Raw genomic sequence first — 17,974 nt, 5'->3', positions numbered from 1 at the left:
CAGGGGGGACCCTGTGGGAGAGTAGGACGCCGCCGAACAATTTTTAGCCTCAACCCCCGGACCATGTCCGGGGGTTGAGGCATTTTTGCGTTCAGAACCTTCTTCTCGGATCTCTTGGATCTCTCGGATCTCTCGGATCCCTCCGGGGCAGGAGGGATCCCAGGGCGAATGGATCGGACACCGCGTCAGGACCGACCCCCGCAGACCGTGTCCGCGCTCGCCGGCCTCAACGACCCCTGGAGAAGGGGCCGTACCGGCAGCCTGGCAGCCGGGCCGTTTCGCCTCCGACAACCGCGCGGGAGCCGGTGTCCCGCTGCCGGCACGGAGGCATGCGGGACAGGAGTCCCCTCCCTCCCCACGCCAACTGACCTGGGGAAAAGGAAAGTTGGCGGCGCCGGAGACCTCCCCCGGCGAGGGGTGACCGAGGCTCCGAAGAAGGGCCGGGGAGCGATTCGGAGATCCGCTCGGTTCGGGGTATGCTTCTTCTCGTTGCCGCAGGGGAAACCCCGCGAACAACAGGCCCCTATAGCTCAGTCGGTAGAGCGTCTCCATGGTAAGGAGAAGGTCTGCGGTTCGATTCCGCATGGGGGCTCAGAAACAAAGAAGGCCCCCCGCCCAACGGCGGGGGGCCTTCTTGCTGTTCAGCGGTGATCGGGTTCCGGGATGCGCATGGCCAGGATCGCCATGTCGTCCGACGCCGGCTCCTGGGCGAAACGCTCCACCGCGCGCAGGATGCGCGCGGAGACAGCGCCGGCCGTCAGCCCCGTACAGGTCTTGAGGACTTCCGCCAGCCCGTCGTCACCGAGCATGCGCGTGCCCTCCCGGCGCTCCGTCACACCGTCGGTCACGCACAGCAGGACATCACCCGGATCGAGCGTGATGGTCTGCTCGTAGAGCTCCAGGTCCTCCAGGACGCCCAGCAGCGGCTGCGGGTCGGCGGCCGGGACGACCGTGCCGTCCTGGCTCAGCCGCAACGGCAGCGGATGCCCCGCGCACACCACCTTCAGAAGGGCCGAACCGTCCTCCTGCGGCCACAGCTCGCCGTAGAGCAGGGTGAGGAAGCGGCTGCGGGCCCCCTCGTCGAGGATGGCGGCGTTCAGGCGCTCCAGGACCGCGGGGCCGCCGAAGCCCTCCCGGGCCAGCAGACGCAGGGCGTGGCGGGCCAGGCCCGTGACCGCCGCGGCCTCCGGGCCCGTACCGCAGACGTCGCCGATGGCGAAGCCGTAGGCGTTGTCGCGGATCGGGAAGAGGTCGTAGAAGTCGCCGCCGACCTCGTTGCCCTCGCCGGCCGCGCGGTAGATGACGTCGACCTCGACGCCCGGGACGTCGGGCAGGCCGGGCGGCAGCAGGCTGCGCTGGAGGGACTGGCTGATGGCCACACGTTCGGAGTAGAGGCGGGCGTTGTCGAGCGCGAGCGCCGCCCGGCGCGACAGGTCCTCGGCGAGCTCCAGGATCTCCTGGCGGAAGTGGTCGTCCGAGGGCTTGCCCAGGGTCAGCATGCCGATGACGCGGTTGCGGGCCACGAGCGGCAGCACCACCGTCTCGCCGCCGACCGCCGCGGCCGTGGCGAGCGTCGCGTCGATACCGGAGGACAGCGAACCGCCGGTGCCGCCCAGTTCGCGCATCGAGGTGTTCACGGCGGCCCGGTGGGCGGCGTCCCCGGGGGCGGCCCAGACCCGGGCACCCGGCGTCGGCACCGGGTCCGGCGGGGCGATCGAGGACAGCAGTTCCTTGAGGCCGTCGATGCGGTCCTCGTCCTCGTGCAGGACATACGAGAGGTACGGGTCCGACGCCTGGTCGGCGATCGTGTAGACGGCGCACCAGGTCGCCAGCGTCGGCACGGTCATCTGCGCCATGAGGGCCAGGGTCTGGTCCCGGTCCAGGGTGCCGGCGAGCAGGTCCGAGGCCTCGACGAGGAAGCTGAGCGATCCGCGGCGGAGGCGTTCGAGCTCACCCAGGCGGGCGGACTCGACGGCGAGGGCGATCCGGTCCGCCGCGAACTGCAGCCGCAGGGCCTCCTCGTTCGAGTAGCGGTGCGAGCCCTCGGCGGCGACCCCCAGGGAGCCGGTGAGACGGCCCTCCACCTTGAGCGGCACCGTGACGACGGAGCGCATGCCGGTGCCCTCGAGGAGCGGGACCGCGCCGGGGACGGCGGCCAGGTCCTCGTGGACGGCCGGCATCCGTGCGGAGCCGTAGCGGCTGGCGCCGGTCTCGACGGGGACGCGGGCGAAGCGCTGGCGGGCCGAGGGGAGGCCGGTGGTGGCCCGGACCTCCAGCTCCGTCTCGTCGTCCGTCGCGAGCAGCAGGAAGGCGGAGTCGCCGTCCAGCATGTCCCGGGCGCGCTCCACCGTCCGCTGGAGCAGCCCGTCGAGGTCGTCGGGCGCCGGAGAGCCGATGAAGACCTCGAAGGGGTCGGTCGAGCGGTTCTCGGCACCGGAGTCGGAGACCGCGGGGCGCTGCGGGGTCTGCAGGATCGCGCGCTCGTACTCGCGTACGAGGAGGCAGACCGTGGACGGCTCGCCCTGGCTGTCGCGGACGCGCAGATGCGAGGCGTAGACGGGGATCACCCGGCCGTCGGCGCAGCGGATGCCGTAGCTGCCCTCCCAGCGGGACAGGCGCAGCGCCTCGGCGAGTCCGGTGCCGATGCCGGGGGTGTGGGGCCAGGCGGCGAGGTCGCCGAGCGGCTTGCCCGTGACCTGCTCCGAGCTGTACCCGAAGAGCTCCTCGGCGTCCTCGTTCCACGCGCTGATGGTGCCGCCGCGGTCGATCTGGGCGACGGCCACCCGGATGCGGCTGTCCGCGACCGGGAGGAGCGCGTCGGGCAGCACCGGTCCCGCGGCGCGGGTGCCGATCGGCCTTTCGGGCAGATCGAGTTGGAACCAGACGTGCTTCTGGGTGGGGGTGTACTCCACGCCCCAGCGGGTGGCGAGGGCGGCGCACAGGAGCAGGCCCCGGCCGTTCTCCCGGTCGGGATGGGCGACGGTGCGCCCGCCCTGGACCGGGATCTCGCGTTCGGGATAGCGGTCGGCGACCTCGACCCGTACGCCGTCCTCGCTGCGCAGGCACAGCACGTCGGCCGAGGTGCCCGCGTGGACGACCGCGTTGGTGACGAGCTCGCTGGTGAGGACGACGGCGTCGTCGACGACCTCGCCGTACCCCCATCCCTGGAGGGTGTCCCGGACAAAGGCGCGGGCGGTCGCGACGGACCGCCCGACAGGGTCGAAGCTGGCAGCCGCCCGCGCGGTGATCACAGAACTCCTCGTACGCGTCTCGACGCCCGGCTGTGCCATGGTCGGTCTGCCCCCTCCTGCTGCCCGGTGGTCGTCTGCGCGCCACCCTGCCCCCCGCCGGGCGGATGGGGACGGTTGGACAGCCGGATGCCAGGTTACTTACCTTCGCTGTCCGGGCGGATGCCGGTCATCGCTGTTTCCGTCCTCCGGGGGTGGGGACGTTATGCGAAGCTGCCGAACTGTTATGGCCGGGTTCGGCTGCGGTGAAACACTGGGAAGGCTTGCGACGACAGCCGCGAGCGGTACGGCCCGAGCAGTACGGTCAACCCCTTCGGGAGGGACACGGTGGAGTCTGGCACGGCGGCGCGGCGCGGCGGCGGAAGCGGCAGCGGTACGCGCGCGAGAGGCGGACGGTCCCGGAGCGTGGGGACGGTGCAGGTGGACGCGGCGGCCATGGAGCGGCTGCTGGCCGCTCTCGTCTCGATGCGGGACGGGAACTTCCGCAAGCGGCTGACCGTGTCCGGCGACGGGGTGATGGCGGAGATCTCCGCCGTGTTCAACGAGGTCGCGGACCGGCAGATGCACCTGACGGGCGAGCTGTCGCGGGTGCGCCGGACGGTGGGGCGCGAGGGCAAGCTGTCGGAGCGGCTGGAGGCCGGGGCCAGCGAGGGCGCCTGGGCGGCGGCGATCGAGGCCGCGAACGCGCTGGTCGACGACATGACGCGGCCGGTGTCCGAGGTCGGCCGGGTGCTGTCGGCGGTGGCCGAGGGCGACCTCGACCAGCGGATGGACCTGCGGTCGGACGGTCCGGACGGGGCGGCCAGGCCGCTGCGCGGCGAGTTCCTGAAGGTCGCGCGGACCGTGAACAACCTGGTCGACCAGCTGTCGGCGTTCACGGACGAGGTGACGCGGGTCGCCCTCGAGGTGGGTACCGAGGGCAAGCTGGGCGGTCAGGCCCAGGTGCGCGGTATGTCCGGTTCGTGGAAGGACCTCACGGATTCGGTCAACACGATGGCGTACCGGCTGACGGCGCAGGTGCGTGACATTGCTCTCGTCACGACGGCGGTGGCCAACGGCGATCTGTCGCAGAAGGTCACCGCGCACGTCGACGGCGAGATGCTGGAACTCAAGAACACCGTCAACACGATGGTGGACCAGCTGTCCTCGTTCTCCTCGGAGGTGACCCGGGTCGCCCGCGAGGTGGGCACCGAGGGCGAGCTGGGCGGCCAGGCCGAGGTGGCCGGCGTCGCGGGCGTGTGGAAGGACCTCACGGACTCCGTCAACACCATGGCGGGAAATCTCACCAATCAGGTGAGGGGTATCGCCGAGGTGACGACGGCCGTCGCCAACGGCGACCTCTCCCAGAAGGTCACGGTGAGCGCGCGTGGCGAGATCGCGCAACTCGCCGACACGATCAACCAGATGACGGAGACGCTGCGGACCTTCGCCGACGAGGTGACCCGTGTCTCCGGCGAGGTCGGCGCGCAGGGTCTGCTCGGCGGTCAGGCGCAGGTGCCCGGCGCGGCCGGCACCTGGAAGGACCTCACCGACTCGGTCAACACCGTCTTCCGGAACATCACCACGCAGGTGCGGGACATCGCGCAGGTGACGACGGCGGTGGCCAACGGCGACCTGTCGCAGAAGGTCACCGTCAACGTGGCCGGCGAGATGCTGGAGCTGAAGAACACCGTCAACACGATGGTCGACCAGCTCTCCGCCTTCGGTTCGGAGGTGACCCGCGTCGCGCGCGAGGTCGGTGTCGAGGGTCTGCTCGGCGGTCAGGCCGAGGTGCCCGGGGCGGCGGGGAAGTGGAAGGACCTCACCGACTCGGTGAACACGGCCTTCCGCAACCTCACCGGTCAGGTGCGGGACATCGCGCAGGTGACGACGGCGGTGGCCAACGGCGACCTGTCGCAGAAGGTCACCGTGGACGTCGCGGGCGAGATGCTGGAGCTGAAGAACACCGTCAACACGATGGTGTCCCAGCTGTCGTCGTTCGCCGACCAGGTGACGCGGATGGCCCGGGACGTGGGCACCGAGGGGCGCCTCGGCGGCCAGGCCCGCGTCGACGGGGTCTCCGGCACGTGGAAGGAGCTCACCGACTCCGTCAACTTCATGGCCGGCAACCTCACGTCCCAGGTGCGGCAGATCGCCCAGGTGACCACGGCGGTGGCGCGGGGTGACCTGTCGCAGAAGATCGACGTGGACGCGCGCGGCGAGATCCTGGAGCTGAAGAACACCATCAACACGATGGTCGACCAGCTCTCCGCCTTCGCGGAGCAGGTGACCCGGGTGGCCCGCGAGGTGGGTACGGACGGCCGGCTCGGCGGCCAGGCGCAGGTGCCGGGCGTCGCCGGAGTGTGGCGCGACCTGACGGACTCCGTGAACGGCATGGCCGGGAACCTCACCGCCCAGGTCCGCAACATCGCCCAGGTCGCCACGGCGGTGGCGCGGGGTGACCTGTCGCAGAAGATCGACGTGGACGCCCGGGGCGAGATCCTGGAGCTGAAGAACACCCTCAACACGATGGTGGACCAGCTCTCCAGCTTCGCGGAGCAGGTGACCCGGGTGGCCCGCGAGGTGGGCACCGAGGGCATCCTGGGCGGTCAGGCCGAGGTGCAGGGAGTCTCCGGCACCTGGAAGGACCTCACCCAGTCGGTGAACTTCATGGCGAACAACCTGACGTCGCAGGTGCGCAACATCGCCGAGGTCACCACCGCGGTCGCCAAGGGCGACCTGTCGAAGAAGATCACCGTCGACGCCAAGGGCGAGATCCTGGAGCTGGTGACGACCGTCAACACGATGGTCGACCAGCTGTCCAACTTCGCGGACGAGGTGACCCGGGTGGCCCGCGAGGTGGGCACCGAGGGCATCCTCGGCGGCCAGGCCCGGGTGCGCGGGGTCACCGGCACCTGGAAGGACCTCAGCGACAACGTCAACCTGATGGCCAACAACCTGACCAACCAGGTGCGGAACATCTCCCGGGTCTCCGCGGCCGTCGCCAACGGCGACCTGACGAAGAAGGTGACGGTCGAGGCGCGCGGCGAGGTCGCCGAGCTCGCCGACACCGTCAACACCATGGTGACGACCCTGTCGTCGTTCGCGGACGAGGTGACCCGGGTGGCCCGCGAGGTGGGCACCGAGGGCGAGCTGGGCGGTCAGGCGCGGGTGCCGGGCGTCTCGGGCACCTGGAAGGACCTCACCGAGTCGGTGAACTCGATGGCCTCCAACCTGACCGGTCAGGTGCGCCAGATCGCCACGGTCACCACCGCCATCGCCAAGGGCGACCTGACCCGGAAGATCGACATCGACGCCCGGGGCGAGATCCAGGAGCTGAAGAACACCATCAACACGATGGTCGACCAGCTGTCCAACTTCGCCGAGGAGGTCACCCGGGTGGCCCGCGAGGTGGGCACCGACGGCCAGCTCGGCGGCCAGGCGCGCGTCCGGGACGTCGACGGCACCTGGCGCGACCTGACGGAGTCCGTGAACGAGATGGCCGGGAACCTGACCCGGCAGGTGCGCGCCATCGCGGCCGTCGCCACCGCGGTGACCCGCGGCGATCTCAACCTGAAGATCGACGGCGTGGACGCGGCGGGCGAGATCCAGGCGCTCCAGGACAACATCAACACGATGATCGCCAACCTGCGCGACACCACCCTCGCCAACGAGGAGCAGGACTGGCTGAAGGGCAACCTGGCCCGTATCTCCGGCCTGATGCAGGGCCGGCGCGACCTCGACGACGTCGCCTCGCTCATCATGAGCGAGCTGACCCCGGTCGTCTCGGCCCAGCACGGTGCCTTCTTCGTCGCGATGCCGACCGGTTCCGGGGCGGGCGGCGCCGAACCGGTCGGGCCGGGCGAGGTCCCGTACGAGCTGCGGATGCGCGGCAGTTACGGATACTCCTCCGGCTCCATGCCCACCTCCTTCCGCCCGGGCGAGACGCTGATCGGGACGGCGGCCGAGGAGAAGCGGACGATCCAGGTCAACGTGCCGCCGGGCTATCTCAAGATCTCCTCGGGGCTCGGCGAGGCCGCCCCGGCGCACGTGGTCGTGCTGCCGGTGCTCTTCGAGGGGAAGGTCCTCGGCGTGATCGAGCTGGCCTCCTTCCAGCCCTTCACCCAGATCCAGCGGGACTTCCTCAACCAGCTCGCCGAGCTGATCGCCACGACCGTCAACACGATCAGCGTCAACACCAAGACCGAGGTGCTGCTCAAGCAGTCCCAGGAGCTGACCGAGCAGCTGCGCGAGCGCTCGGCCGAACTGGAGCACCGGCAGAAGGAGCTCCAGGGCTCCAACGCCGAGCTGGAGGAGAAGGCCGAGCTGCTCGCCCAGCAGAACCGCGACATCGAGGTGAAGAACACCGAGATCGAGGAGGCCCGGCAGGTCCTGGAGGAGCGGGCCGAACAGCTCGCCGTGTCCATGCGTTACAAGTCCGAGTTCCTGGCCAACATGTCGCACGAGCTGCGCACCCCGCTCAACTCGCTGCTGATCCTGGCCAAGCTGCTCGCCGACAACGCGGACGCCAACCTCTCGCCCAAGCAGGTCGAGTTCGCCGAGACCATCCACGGAGCCGGCTCGGACCTGCTCCAGCTGATCAACGACATCCTCGACCTGTCCAAGGTCGAGGCGGGCAAGATGGACGTCTCCCCGACCCGTATCGCGCTGGTGCAGCTCGTCGACTACGTCGAGGCGACCTTCCGGCCGCTGACCGCGGAGAAGGGGCTCGACTTCTCCGTCCGGGTCTCGCCGGAGCTGCCCGCCACGCTGCACACCGACGAGCAGCGGCTGCTCCAGGTGCTGCGCAACCTGCTGTCCAACGCGGTGAAGTTCACCGACACCGGTGCGGTGGAGCTGGTGATCCGGCCCGCCGGCGCGGACGTGCCGCAGTCGATCCGCGAGCAGCTCCTGGAGGCCGGCTCGCTGCGCGACCCGGAGGCCGGCCTGATCGCCTTCTCGGTGACGGACACCGGCATCGGCATCGCGGCCGGCAAGATGCGGGTGATCTTCGAGGCGTTCAAGCAGGCGGACGGGACGACCAGCCGCAAGTACGGCGGTACGGGCCTCGGCCTTTCGATCAGCCGGGAGATCGCGCGCCTGCTGGGCGGCGAGATCTACGCGGCGAGCGAGCCGGGCCGCGGCTCGACGTTCACGCTGTACCTGCCGCTGAACCCCAGCGAGCTGCCCCCGAGCGGCTTCGGGCACGGAGAGCCGGACGCGACGGACCCGCAGACCGGCTTCGAGGACGGCCGGAGCGGCGCCGCGGACGCCGGCCTGCACTTCGCCACGCCCGCCGCGCCGGGCGAACGCTCCGGCGCCGGAGCGCTGTTCCGGCACCGGCGCAAGGCGGCCCAGGCCGGCACGGACGTACGGCCGGCGCTGCCCGGGCAGGGGGAGCGGCCCGCGGCGGCCGAGGACGACCAGGCGGAGAGTGCCCCGCGCCGGGTCTTCACCTTCGGCGGCGAGAAGGTCCTCATCGTCGACGACGACATCCGCAACGTCTTCGCCCTCACCAGCGTTCTGGAGCAGCACGGGCTGGCGGTGCTGTACGCGGAGAACGGCCGCGAGGGCATCGAAGTCCTGGAGCAGCACGACGATGTGACGGTGGTGCTGATGGACATCATGATGCCCGAGATGGACGGGTACGCGACGACGACCGCGATCCGGCGCATGCCGCAGTTCGCGGGGCTCCCGATCATCGCGCTCACGGCCAAGGCGATGAAGGGGGACCGGGAGAAGGCGATCGAGTCCGGTGCCTCGGACTACGTCACCAAGCCGGTCGACCCGGACCACCTGCTGTCCGTGATGGAGGAGTGGATGCGCGGAACCGGAAGGTGAGCTTGCTGACGGACTGTCGCCGAAAGCGTGTGAGAGGGCGGGATACGGGGAACCTTCTGGTCTCTCACCACGTTTCTGCTACGTGCACAGTGACATCTCGGTGACAGGGTGTGGCGACGGGCGGGGTGCGGCTACCATGACCGGCACAAGGACGGACGGCGCAAGGGAGTCGTCTTCTGGGGCGGCACCCGGTGCTACCTCCGGCTCGATGAGCCGGGGAGAGCCGTCGCCGGGGCGAGGAGGACGGGGCATGGTGCAAAAGGCCAAGATCCTCCTGGTCGATGACCGGCCGGAGAATCTGCTGGCGCTGGAGGCCATTCTCTCCGCGCTCGATCAGACGCTGGTGCGGGCATCGTCCGGGGAGGAAGCGCTCAAGGCGCTGCTGACCGACGATTTCGCGGTCATCCTGCTGGATGTCCAGATGCCGGGAATGGATGGATTCGAGACCGCCGCGCACATCAAGCGGCGCGAGCGGACGCGGGACATCCCGATCATCTTCCTGACCGCCATCAACCACGGCCCGCACCACACCTTCCGGGGTTACGCGGCCGGCGCGGTGGACTACATCTCCAAGCCCTTCGACCCGTGGGTTCTGCGCGCGAAGGTCTCGGTGTTCGTCGAGCTGTACATGAAGAACTGTCAGCTGCGCGAGCAGGCCGCACTGCTGCGCCTGCAGCTGGAGGGCGGCGGCAGCGGCGGCCAGGTCAAGGAGTCCGCGGGACTGCTGGCCGAACTCTCCGCCCGCCTCGCCGCGGTGGAGGAGCAGGCCGAGGCGCTGTCCAAGCAGCTCGACGACGATTCCGCCGACGCGGCCGCCGTCGCCACCGCCGCGCACCTGGAGCGCAAGCTCACCGGGCTGCGGCGAGCCCTCGACGCCCTGGAGCCGGGCACGGGCGCCACGCCCACGCTGCCTTCGCAGAACTGACGCCTCGTCACGGTGCCGTCGCCCGTCGTGAGCGGGCGTCAGTTCCGTGCCCCGTCCGTGGCGACACGAACGGGTGAGGCCGGACGCGCACGTGTCCGACGCCGCTCACACCGGTAACCTCAGCATCATGGCCTCACGTACGTCCGGCAAGGGTTCCCAGGGCACGGCGGGCACCGCAAAGCCGCGCGCCGGCCGTACGACCGGCGCCGCCAAGAAAGCGGCGCCCGCCCGATCCCCCGCCAAGCCTCCCGCGAAGAAGACCGCGGCGAAGAAGGCACCCGCGAAGCGCGCGCCCGCCAAGAAGGCGGCCCCCAGGCCCGCCCCGTCGCCGACCGGCGGGATCTACCGGCTCGCCCGCGGGCTCTGGCTCGGCATCGCCCACGCCGTGGGGGCGATGTTCCGGGGCATAGGGCGCGGCGCCAAGGGGCTCGACCCGGCCCACCGCAAGGACGGCATGGCACTGCTGCTCCTCGGCATCGCCCTGATCGTCGCCGCCGGCACCTGGTCCAACCTCCGCGGCCCGGTCGGCGACCTCGTCGAGATGCTGGTCACCGGTGCCTTCGGCCGCCTCGACCTGCTCGTCCCCCTGCTGCTCGGCGCCATCGGCGTCCGGCTCATCCTCTACCCGGAGAAGCCCGAGGCCAACGGACGGATCGTCATCGGCCTGTCCGCCCTGGTCGTCGGCGTCCTCGGACAGGTCCACATCGCCTGCGGCTCCCCGGGGCGCGGCGACGGAACCAAGGCCATGCAGGACGCCGGCGGGCTGATCGGCTGGGCCTCCTCCAAGCCGCTGATCTTCATGATGGGCGAGGTCCTCGCCGTACCGATGCTGGTGCTGCTCACCGTCTTCGGCCTGCTCGTCGTCACCGCCACCCCCGTCAACGCCATCCCGCAGCGGCTGCGCGCGCTCGGGGCGAAGCTCGGCATCGTCGAACCGGCGTACGACCCCGAGGCGGCCGGAGCCGCGGCGGACGGGGAGTACGACGGCTCCTGGCGCGAGGGCGACCGCGCCGCGGGCCCGCGGCGCGGCGGACCGTCGTCCGGACAGGTGTACGACGCGGACCGGGCCGAGGAGGAGGCGCTCACCCGGCGCAAGCGGCCCCGCAGGTCCGGCGCCCCGGCCTCCCTCGACCGGCAGATGGACGCCGTGGACGTCGCCGCCGCCGCGGCGGCCGCACTCGACGGCGCCGTGCTCAACGGCATGCCGCCCTCGCCGCTGGTCGCCGACCTGACCCGGGACGTCACCGCCGAGCGGGCCGCCGCGGTGGCCGCCGCCAAGGCCGCGGGGGAGAAGCCTCCCGCCTCCCCGGCCGCCCCGGTGCCGACGGCCCGCGGCGGGCAGCCCGGCCGCGCTCCCGGAGCCGTACCGGACCTGACCAAGGCCGCGCCGGAGCCCACCGAGCTGCCGGCCCGCGCCGAGCAGCTCCAGCTCTCCGGCGACATCACCTACGGTCTGCCGGCGCTCGACCTGCTGCAGCGCGGCGGCCCGGGGAAGACCCGCAGCGCCGCCAACGACGCCGTCGTCGACTCGCTCTCCAACGTCTTCAGCGAGTTCAAGGTCGACGCGGCCGTCACCGGCTTCACCCGCGGCCCGACGGTCACGCGCTACGAGGTCGAGCTGGGCCCCGCCGTGAAGGTCGAGAAGATCACGGCGCTGACCAAGAACATCGCGTATGCCGTGGCCAGCCCCGACGTGCGGATCATCTCGCCGATCCCGGGCAAGTCCGCGGTCGGCATCGAGATCCCGAACAGTGACCGCGAGATGGTCAACCTGGGCGACGTGCTGCGGCTCGCCGACGCGGCGGGCGACGACCACCCGATGCTGGTGGCGCTCGGCAAGGACGTCGAGGGCGGCTACGTGATGGCCAACCTCGCCAAGATGCCGCACATCCTGGTCGCCGGTGCCACGGGCTCCGGAAAGTCCTCGTGCATCAACTGCCTGATCACTTCGATCATGATAAGGGCGACCCCCGAGGACGTCCGGATGGTGCTCGTCGACCCCAAGCGGGTGGAGCTCACCGCCTACGAGGGCATCCCGCACCTGATCACCCCGATCATCACCAACCCGAAGCGGGCGGCGGAGGCCCTGCAGTGGGTCGTCCGCGAGATGGACCTGCGCTACGACGACCTGGCGGCCTTCGGCTTCCGGCACATCGACGACTTCAACGAGGCCATCCGGGCCGGCAAGGTCAAGCTGCCGGAGGGCAGCGAGCGCGAGCTCCAGCCCTACCCGTACCTGCTGGTGATCGTGGACGAGCTCGCCGACCTGATGATGGTCGCGCCCCGGGACGTCGAGGACGCCATCGTCCGCATCACCCAGCTGGCGCGAGCGGCCGGCATCCACCTCGTGCTCGCCACCCAGCGGCCCTCGGTCGACGTCGTCACCGGTCTGATCAAGGCGAACGTGCCCTCCCGCCTCGCCTTCGCGACCTCCTCGCTGGCCGACAGCCGGGTCATCCTCGATCAGCCGGGTGCCGAGAAGCTCATCGGAAAGGGTGACGGTCTGTTCCTGCCGATGGGGGCGAACAAGCCGACCCGCATGCAGGGCGCCTTCGTCACCGAGGCCGAGGTCGCGGCCGTCGTCCAGCACTGCAAGGACCAGATGGCGCCGGTCTTCCGGGACGACGTCACCGTCGGCACCAAGCAGAAGAAGGAGATCGACGAGGACATCGGCGACGACCTGGACCTGCTGTGCCAGGCCGCCGAACTCGTCGTCTCGACGCAGTTCGGCTCCACCTCGATGCTCCAGCGCAAGCTGCGCGTCGGCTTCGCCAAGGCCGGACGGCTCATGGACCTGATGGAGTCGCGCGGCATCGTGGGGCCGAGCGAGGGGTCCAAGGCGCGCGACGTGCTGGTCAAGCCGGACGAGCTGGACGCGGTCCTGGCCGTCATCCGCGGCGAGTCGGGGGAGCCGGGCGAGTAACGGGGTAGGCGAGTGGCGGGACCGGGCCCCGGACCGGACCCGCCAGGCCGCTCGGAGGGCCGCCGTGCCGTACCGAGACCTGGCCGAGACTCACTCGTAAGGGAACGGCGGGCAACCGTTTCCCGGGGGCGTACGTCAAGTTGGAGGAAGGGAACGGACGATGTCCCAGCCTCATGGCGTACAAATGTGCCCGCCCGGTTGCCCCACCCTTTCGTACCAGCCATAGACTGAACCTCCAGCAGGTGGTTACACGCTCGAAAGGCGCTCTCGTGTCCATCGGCAACTCCCCCGAAGACGACCGGAACTTCCCGGCAGACGACCGGGATTCGATCGGTCGCGCTCTCCAGCAGGCCCGGATCTCCGCGGGTCTGACCGTCGACGAGGTCAGTGCTTCCACTCGGGTCCGGATCCCGATCGTGCACGCGATCGAGGAGGACGACTTCTCGCGCTGCGGCGGCGACGTGTACGCCCGCGGTCACATCCGCACGCTCGCGCGCGCCGTCGGACTCGATCCCGCGGTCCTGATCGAGCAGTTCGACGCCGACCACGGCGGCCGGCCCGCGCCCACGCCCGCCGCGCCGCTGTTCGAGGCGGAACGCATCCGTCCCGAGCCGCGCCGGCCCAACTGGACCGCCGCCATGGTCGCGGCGATCGTCGCCGTCGTCGGCTTCGCCGGATTCACGATGTTCAACGGCGAGGACGGCAAGACCACCGGCGCCGTGGCGGAGGGCCCGGCCCCCGAGAAGAAGACCACCAGCCCCAAGCCGACGCCGACCAGGCCGGCCGATCCCAAGCCCGTGCCCTCCGAGAGCGCCATCGCGGCGGTCCCGAAGGACAAGGTCACGGTGAAGCTGACCGCCGTCGACGACAAGAGCTGGATCTCGGCCAAGGCCCACGACGGCAAGCTCCTCTTCGACGGGCTGCTGCTCAAGGGCGAGTCCAAGACCTTCCAGGACGACGAGCGCATCGACCTGATCCTCGGCAACGCCGGACCGATCGAGCTCTTCGTGAACGGCAAGAAGATCGAGGACTCCTTCGAGTCCGGCCAGGTCGAGCGGCTCTCGTACACCAAGGGAGACCCCGAGGCCGGGTGACGCCAGAGGCCCACGTCGCGCAGGTGAACCCTGCGCGGCGGGGACACGGCCGGGACAAAGTAGTCTTGAGTCCATGCCCGAACGCCGTACCGTCGCCCTTGTCACTCTTGGCTGCGCCCGTAACGAGGTGGACTCGGAGGAGCTCGCAGGCCGCTTGGCAGCGGACGGCTGGGAGCTCGTCGAGGACGCCTCGGACGCGGACGTGGCCGTCGTCAACACCTGTGGGTTCGTCGAGGCCGCCAAGAAGGACTCCGTCGACGCCCTCCTCGAAGCCAACGATCTGAAGGACCACGGCCGCACCCAGGCCGTCGTTGCCGTCGGCTGCATGGCCGAGCGCTACGGCAAGGAGCTGGCCGAGGCCCTCCCCGAAGCCGACGGCGTCCTCGGATTCGACGACTACGCCGACATCTCCACCCGCCTCCAGACCATCCTCAACGGGGGCAGTGTCGAGGCTCACACCCCCCGCGACCGGCGCAAGCTGCTGCCGCTGTCCCCGGTCGAGCGGCAGCAGGCCGCCGCCGAGGTGGCGCTGCCCGGACACGGCACCGTCGAGACCCCGCAGAACGTGCCGAGCGACCTCCCCGACGGCCTGGCGCCGGCCTCCGGCCCGCGCGCCCCGCTGCGCCGCCGGCTGGACAGCAGCCCCGTCGCCTCCGTCAAGCTGGCCTCCGGCTGCGACCGCCGCTGCTCCTTCTGCGCCATCCCGTCCTTCCGCGGCTCCTTCGTCTCGCGCCGTCCCTCGGACGTGCTCGGCGAGACGCGCTGGCTCGCCGAGCAGGGTGTGAAGGAGGTCATGCTGGTCTCCGAGAACAACACCTCCTACGGCAAGGACCTCGGCGACATCCGCCTCCTGGAGACGCTGCTGCCCGAGCTGGCCGCCGTCGACGGGATCGAGCGGGTCCGGGTCAGCTACCTGCAGCCCGCCGAGATGCGCCCGGGCCTCATCGACGTGCTGACCTCGACCGAGAAGGTCGTGCCGTACTTCGACCTGTCCTTCCAGCACAGCGCGCCGGACGTGCTGCGGGCGATGCGCCGGTTCGGCGACACCGACCGCTTCCTGGAACTGCTGGAGACGATCCGCTCCAAGGCCCCCACCGCCGGTGCCCGCTCGAACTTCATCGTCGGCTTCCCCGGCGAGACCGAGGCCGACTTCGCCGAGCTGGAACGCTTCGTCACCCACGCCCGCCTCGACGCCATCGGCGTCTTCGGCTACTCGGACGAGGACGGCACGGAGGCGGCCGGCTACGAGCACAAGCTCGACCAGGAGCTGGTGGACGAGCGCCTCGCCCACCTCTCCCGGCTCGCCGAGGAGCTCACCTCGCAGCGCGCGGAGGAGCGACTCGGAGAGACCCTGGAGGTACTGATCGAGTCGGTGGACTCCGTCGAGGAGGACGGCGGCGTGATCGGCCGTGCCGCCCACCAGGCGCCCGAGACGGACGGCCAGGTGATCGTCACCGCCGACGCCGAAGGACTCCGGGAACTCGTTCCCGGCCGTATGGTCAGGGCGAAGGTCGTGGATACGGAAGGCGTCGACCTCGTGGCCGAGTGTCTTTTCGAGGAGGCGGGCAGATGACCGGAGTCCCGGCATCCGCGACGGGCGGAACCGGTAGGCCGGCGCCCGGTGGCAAGCTGGGCGCGGCGGCCGTGAACCAGGCCAGCCTCTGGAACATCGCCAACATCCTCACCATGATCCGGCTGGTGCTCGTCCCCGGCTTCGTGGTGCTGCTGCTCCAGGACGGCGGGCACGACCCGGTCTGGCGTGCCTGGGCGTGGGCCGCGTTCGCCGTCGCGATGATCACGGACGTCTTCGACGGCCACCTGGCCCGGGCGTACAACCTGGTCACCGACTTCGGGAAGATCGCCGATCCGATCGCCGACAAGGCGATCATGGCCGCCGGTCTGATCTGTCTCTCCTCGCTGGGAGACCTGCCCTGGTGGGTGACGATCGTGATCCTGGCGCGGGAACTGGGGATCACGCTGATGCGCTTCTGGGTGATCCGGCACGGGATCATTCCGGCCAGCCGCGGCGGGAAGATGAAGACCCTGGCCCAGGGCACGGCGGTCGGGATGTACGTGCTCGTGCTGACCGGTCCACTCGCCACCCTGCGCTTCTGGGTGATGGCGGTGGCCGTCGTGCTGACGGTCGTCACCGGTCTGGACTACGTCCGCCAGGCGGTCGTGCTGAGGCGCCGGGGGCTGGCCGAGGAACGGGCGGCCCGGGCCGCCGAGGCCGAGTCCGCTGCGGCGGAGGCGGGGCCGGCACGATGACGGCCGCCGCCCGGGTGCTGGAACTGCTCGCGGAGCGTGGTCACACGCTGGCCGCTGCGGAGTCCCTCACGGGCGGTCTGGTGGCCGCGGAGCTCACTTCCGTGCCCGGAGCCTCCCGGAGCTTCCGCGGGTCCGTGACGGCGTACGCGACGGCCCTCAAGCGCGATCTGCTCGGGGTGGACGGGACCCTGTTGGGCGAGCGCGGCGCGGTGGATCCCGAGGTCGCGCTGCAGATGGCGGCGGGTGTACGCCATCGCCTCGGCGCCGACTGGGGTGTCTCGACGACCGGGGTCGCCGGGCCCGAGCCGCAGGACGGCCAGGCCGTCGGAACGGTGTACGTCGCGGTCGCGGGGCCGGCCGGTGCCGGGAAAGTGGCCGCATTGCGGTTGAACGGCGACCGTGCGGAAATCCGTAGTGAGAGCGTACGGAGCGTGCTGGAACTGCTCCGCGACGAACTCTCGGGAAATGCGCGGGCACAGGATACGGAACAGAACGGGGGGAATTGATGTTTGCAGCCCTGAGTGAACACGACATCGCTCCCCGCACGGCCGCAGCGCGAGGCGGTACGGTGGGGCGTGAAGGATGCGGCTACGCGGTCCGAGGAGGGAGCCACCGATGATTCTGCTCCGTCGCCTGCTGGGTGACGTGCTGCGTCGGCAGCGCCAGCGCCAGGGCCGTACTCTGCGCGAAGTCTCCTCGTCCGCCCGGGTTTCTCTCGGCTATCTCTCCGAGGTGGAGCGGGGGCAGAAGGAGGCTTCCTCCGAGCTGCTCTCCGCGATCTGCGACGCGCTTGACGTACGGATGTCCGAGCTCATGCGTGAAGTGAGCGACGAGCTGTCGCTGGCCGAACTGGCCGAGTCGGCAGCGGCGAGCGAACCGGTGTCCGCGCCGGTCCGCCCGAGGCTCAATTCGGTGTCGGTGACGTCGGTGGCAGGTGTGCCCACCGAACGGGTGACCATCAAGGCGCCCGCGGAAGCGGTGGACGTCGTCGCTGCCTGAACCGAAGTGGGCGAAAGCCCCGGTGTGGTGCCCGGCAGGGTGCCTACCGGGGCTTTTGTCGTTCTTCGAGCACATTCGGGTGTGTTCGGCGGCGGAGTTTGAGATGCCCGATTCGGGTGATGCGTGCCATGGTGAGGAAACCGCCTACTGGTTGGAGTACACGCATGTCCGTGGTGAAGAGCTCGCTGTCCGAGACCGACCTGAAGACGGTCGGTGACGCGCTGCAGGGAGCACTCGTCGACCTCGTCGATCTCTCCCTCGTCGCCAAGCAGGTCCACTGGAACGTGGTGGGGCCGCGCTTCCGCTCCGTCCATCTTCAGCTCGACGAGGTCGTCGCCACGGCCCGCCAGCACTCCGACGTGGTGGCCGAGCGTGCCTCCGCGGTGGGTGTGAACCCCGACGGCCGGGCTGCCTCGGTGGCCTCCGGCAGCGCCATCGGTGACACCCCCGCGGGCTGGATCAAGGACGTCGACGCGGTGAAGATCCTCGTGGACGCCCTGGTCGCGGTGATCGCGCGGATGCGGGAGCGGATCGAGGCCACCGACGCACCGGACCCGGTCACGCAGGACATCCTGATCGGTCTGACGGCCGATCTCGAGAAGCACGCCTGGATGTTCCAGGCGGAAAGCGCCTGACCTGGTCGGCGGGCTGCAGCCCGGTTGACCTGCATCGGAAGGCATCCCGACGTATCCCAACG

General features: G+C 70.5%; 10 protein-coding genes and 1 tRNA gene. 10 read left to right on the top strand and 1 reads right to left on the bottom strand.

Features of this window, described 5'->3' with window-relative positions:
- Window positions 1-519: 519 nt before the first annotated feature.
- Window positions 520-592 (top strand) — tRNA-Thr (locus ACGFZF_RS37305).
- 49 nt (window positions 593-641) lie between these two features.
- On the opposite strand, the gene ACGFZF_RS37300 is transcribed toward ACGFZF_RS37305, so the two are convergent.
- The gene (locus tag ACGFZF_RS37300) at window positions 642-3,290 is read right to left on the bottom strand and encodes a SpoIIE family protein phosphatase (RefSeq protein ID WP_393561783.1); all 2,649 of its coding nucleotides are present in this window, start codon (window positions 3,288-3,290) and stop codon (window positions 642-644) included.
- 285 nt (window positions 3,291-3,575) lie between these two features.
- Here ACGFZF_RS37300 and ACGFZF_RS37295 point away from each other — a divergent pair, with 285 nt between their 5' ends.
- The 9 genes from ACGFZF_RS37295 to ACGFZF_RS37255 all read left to right on the top strand — a co-directional run bounded on the left by ACGFZF_RS37295 (window position 3,576) and on the right by ACGFZF_RS37255 (window position 17,912).
- On the top strand, window positions 3,576-9,068 hold the full coding sequence (locus ACGFZF_RS37295) for a HAMP domain-containing protein (RefSeq protein ID WP_393561781.1): 5,493 nt from the start codon (window positions 3,576-3,578) through the stop codon (window positions 9,066-9,068).
- A gap of 250 nt (window positions 9,069-9,318) precedes the next feature.
- Complete coding sequence (locus ACGFZF_RS37290) at window positions 9,319-9,993, top strand: two-component system response regulator (RefSeq protein ID WP_393561779.1); 675 nt, start codon at window positions 9,319-9,321, stop codon at window positions 9,991-9,993.
- 127 nt (window positions 9,994-10,120) lie between these two features.
- On the top strand, window positions 10,121-12,916 hold the full coding sequence (locus ACGFZF_RS37285; RefSeq protein WP_393561777.1) for a DNA translocase FtsK: 2,796 nt from the start codon (window positions 10,121-10,123) through the stop codon (window positions 12,914-12,916).
- Window positions 12,917-13,185: 269 nt separating this feature from the next.
- Entirely contained in the window at window positions 13,186-14,010 is an 825-nt protein-coding gene (locus ACGFZF_RS37280; protein ID WP_393561775.1) for a helix-turn-helix domain-containing protein, read from the top strand.
- Between the two features lie 73 nt (window positions 14,011-14,083).
- A complete protein-coding gene (rimO, locus tag ACGFZF_RS37275) occupies window positions 14,084-15,583 on the top strand; it encodes a 30S ribosomal protein S12 methylthiotransferase RimO (RefSeq protein WP_393561773.1) in 1,500 nt (499 codons plus the stop codon).
- Complete coding sequence (gene pgsA, locus ACGFZF_RS37270) at window positions 15,580-16,278, top strand: CDP-diacylglycerol--glycerol-3-phosphate 3-phosphatidyltransferase (RefSeq protein ID WP_393561771.1); 699 nt, start codon at window positions 15,580-15,582, stop codon at window positions 16,276-16,278. Before rimO ends, pgsA begins: the two co-directional genes overlap by 4 nt.
- Window positions 16,275-16,784, top strand: coding sequence for a CinA family protein (locus ACGFZF_RS37265; protein ID WP_393561769.1), 510 nt, complete (start codon window positions 16,275-16,277; stop codon window positions 16,782-16,784). The genes pgsA and ACGFZF_RS37265 overlap by 4 nt, the downstream gene beginning before the upstream one ends.
- A 109-nt stretch (window positions 16,785-16,893) precedes the next feature.
- Window positions 16,894-17,277, top strand: coding sequence for a helix-turn-helix domain-containing protein (locus ACGFZF_RS37260; RefSeq protein ID WP_147979995.1), 384 nt, complete (start codon window positions 16,894-16,896; stop codon window positions 17,275-17,277).
- 164 nt (window positions 17,278-17,441) lie between these two features.
- A complete protein-coding gene (locus tag ACGFZF_RS37255; protein ID WP_393561767.1) occupies window positions 17,442-17,912 on the top strand; it encodes a Dps family protein in 471 nt (156 codons plus the stop codon).
- Window positions 17,913-17,974 lie beyond the last annotated feature (62 nt).

The sequence above is a fragment of the Streptomyces sp. NPDC048338 genome, from assembly GCF_043201055.1.
Taxonomy (GTDB): domain Bacteria; phylum Actinomycetota; class Actinomycetes; order Streptomycetales; family Streptomycetaceae; genus Streptomyces.
The sequence above is the reverse complement of the archived record's forward strand: the minus strand, read 5'-3'. Positions and strand labels throughout refer to the sequence as shown.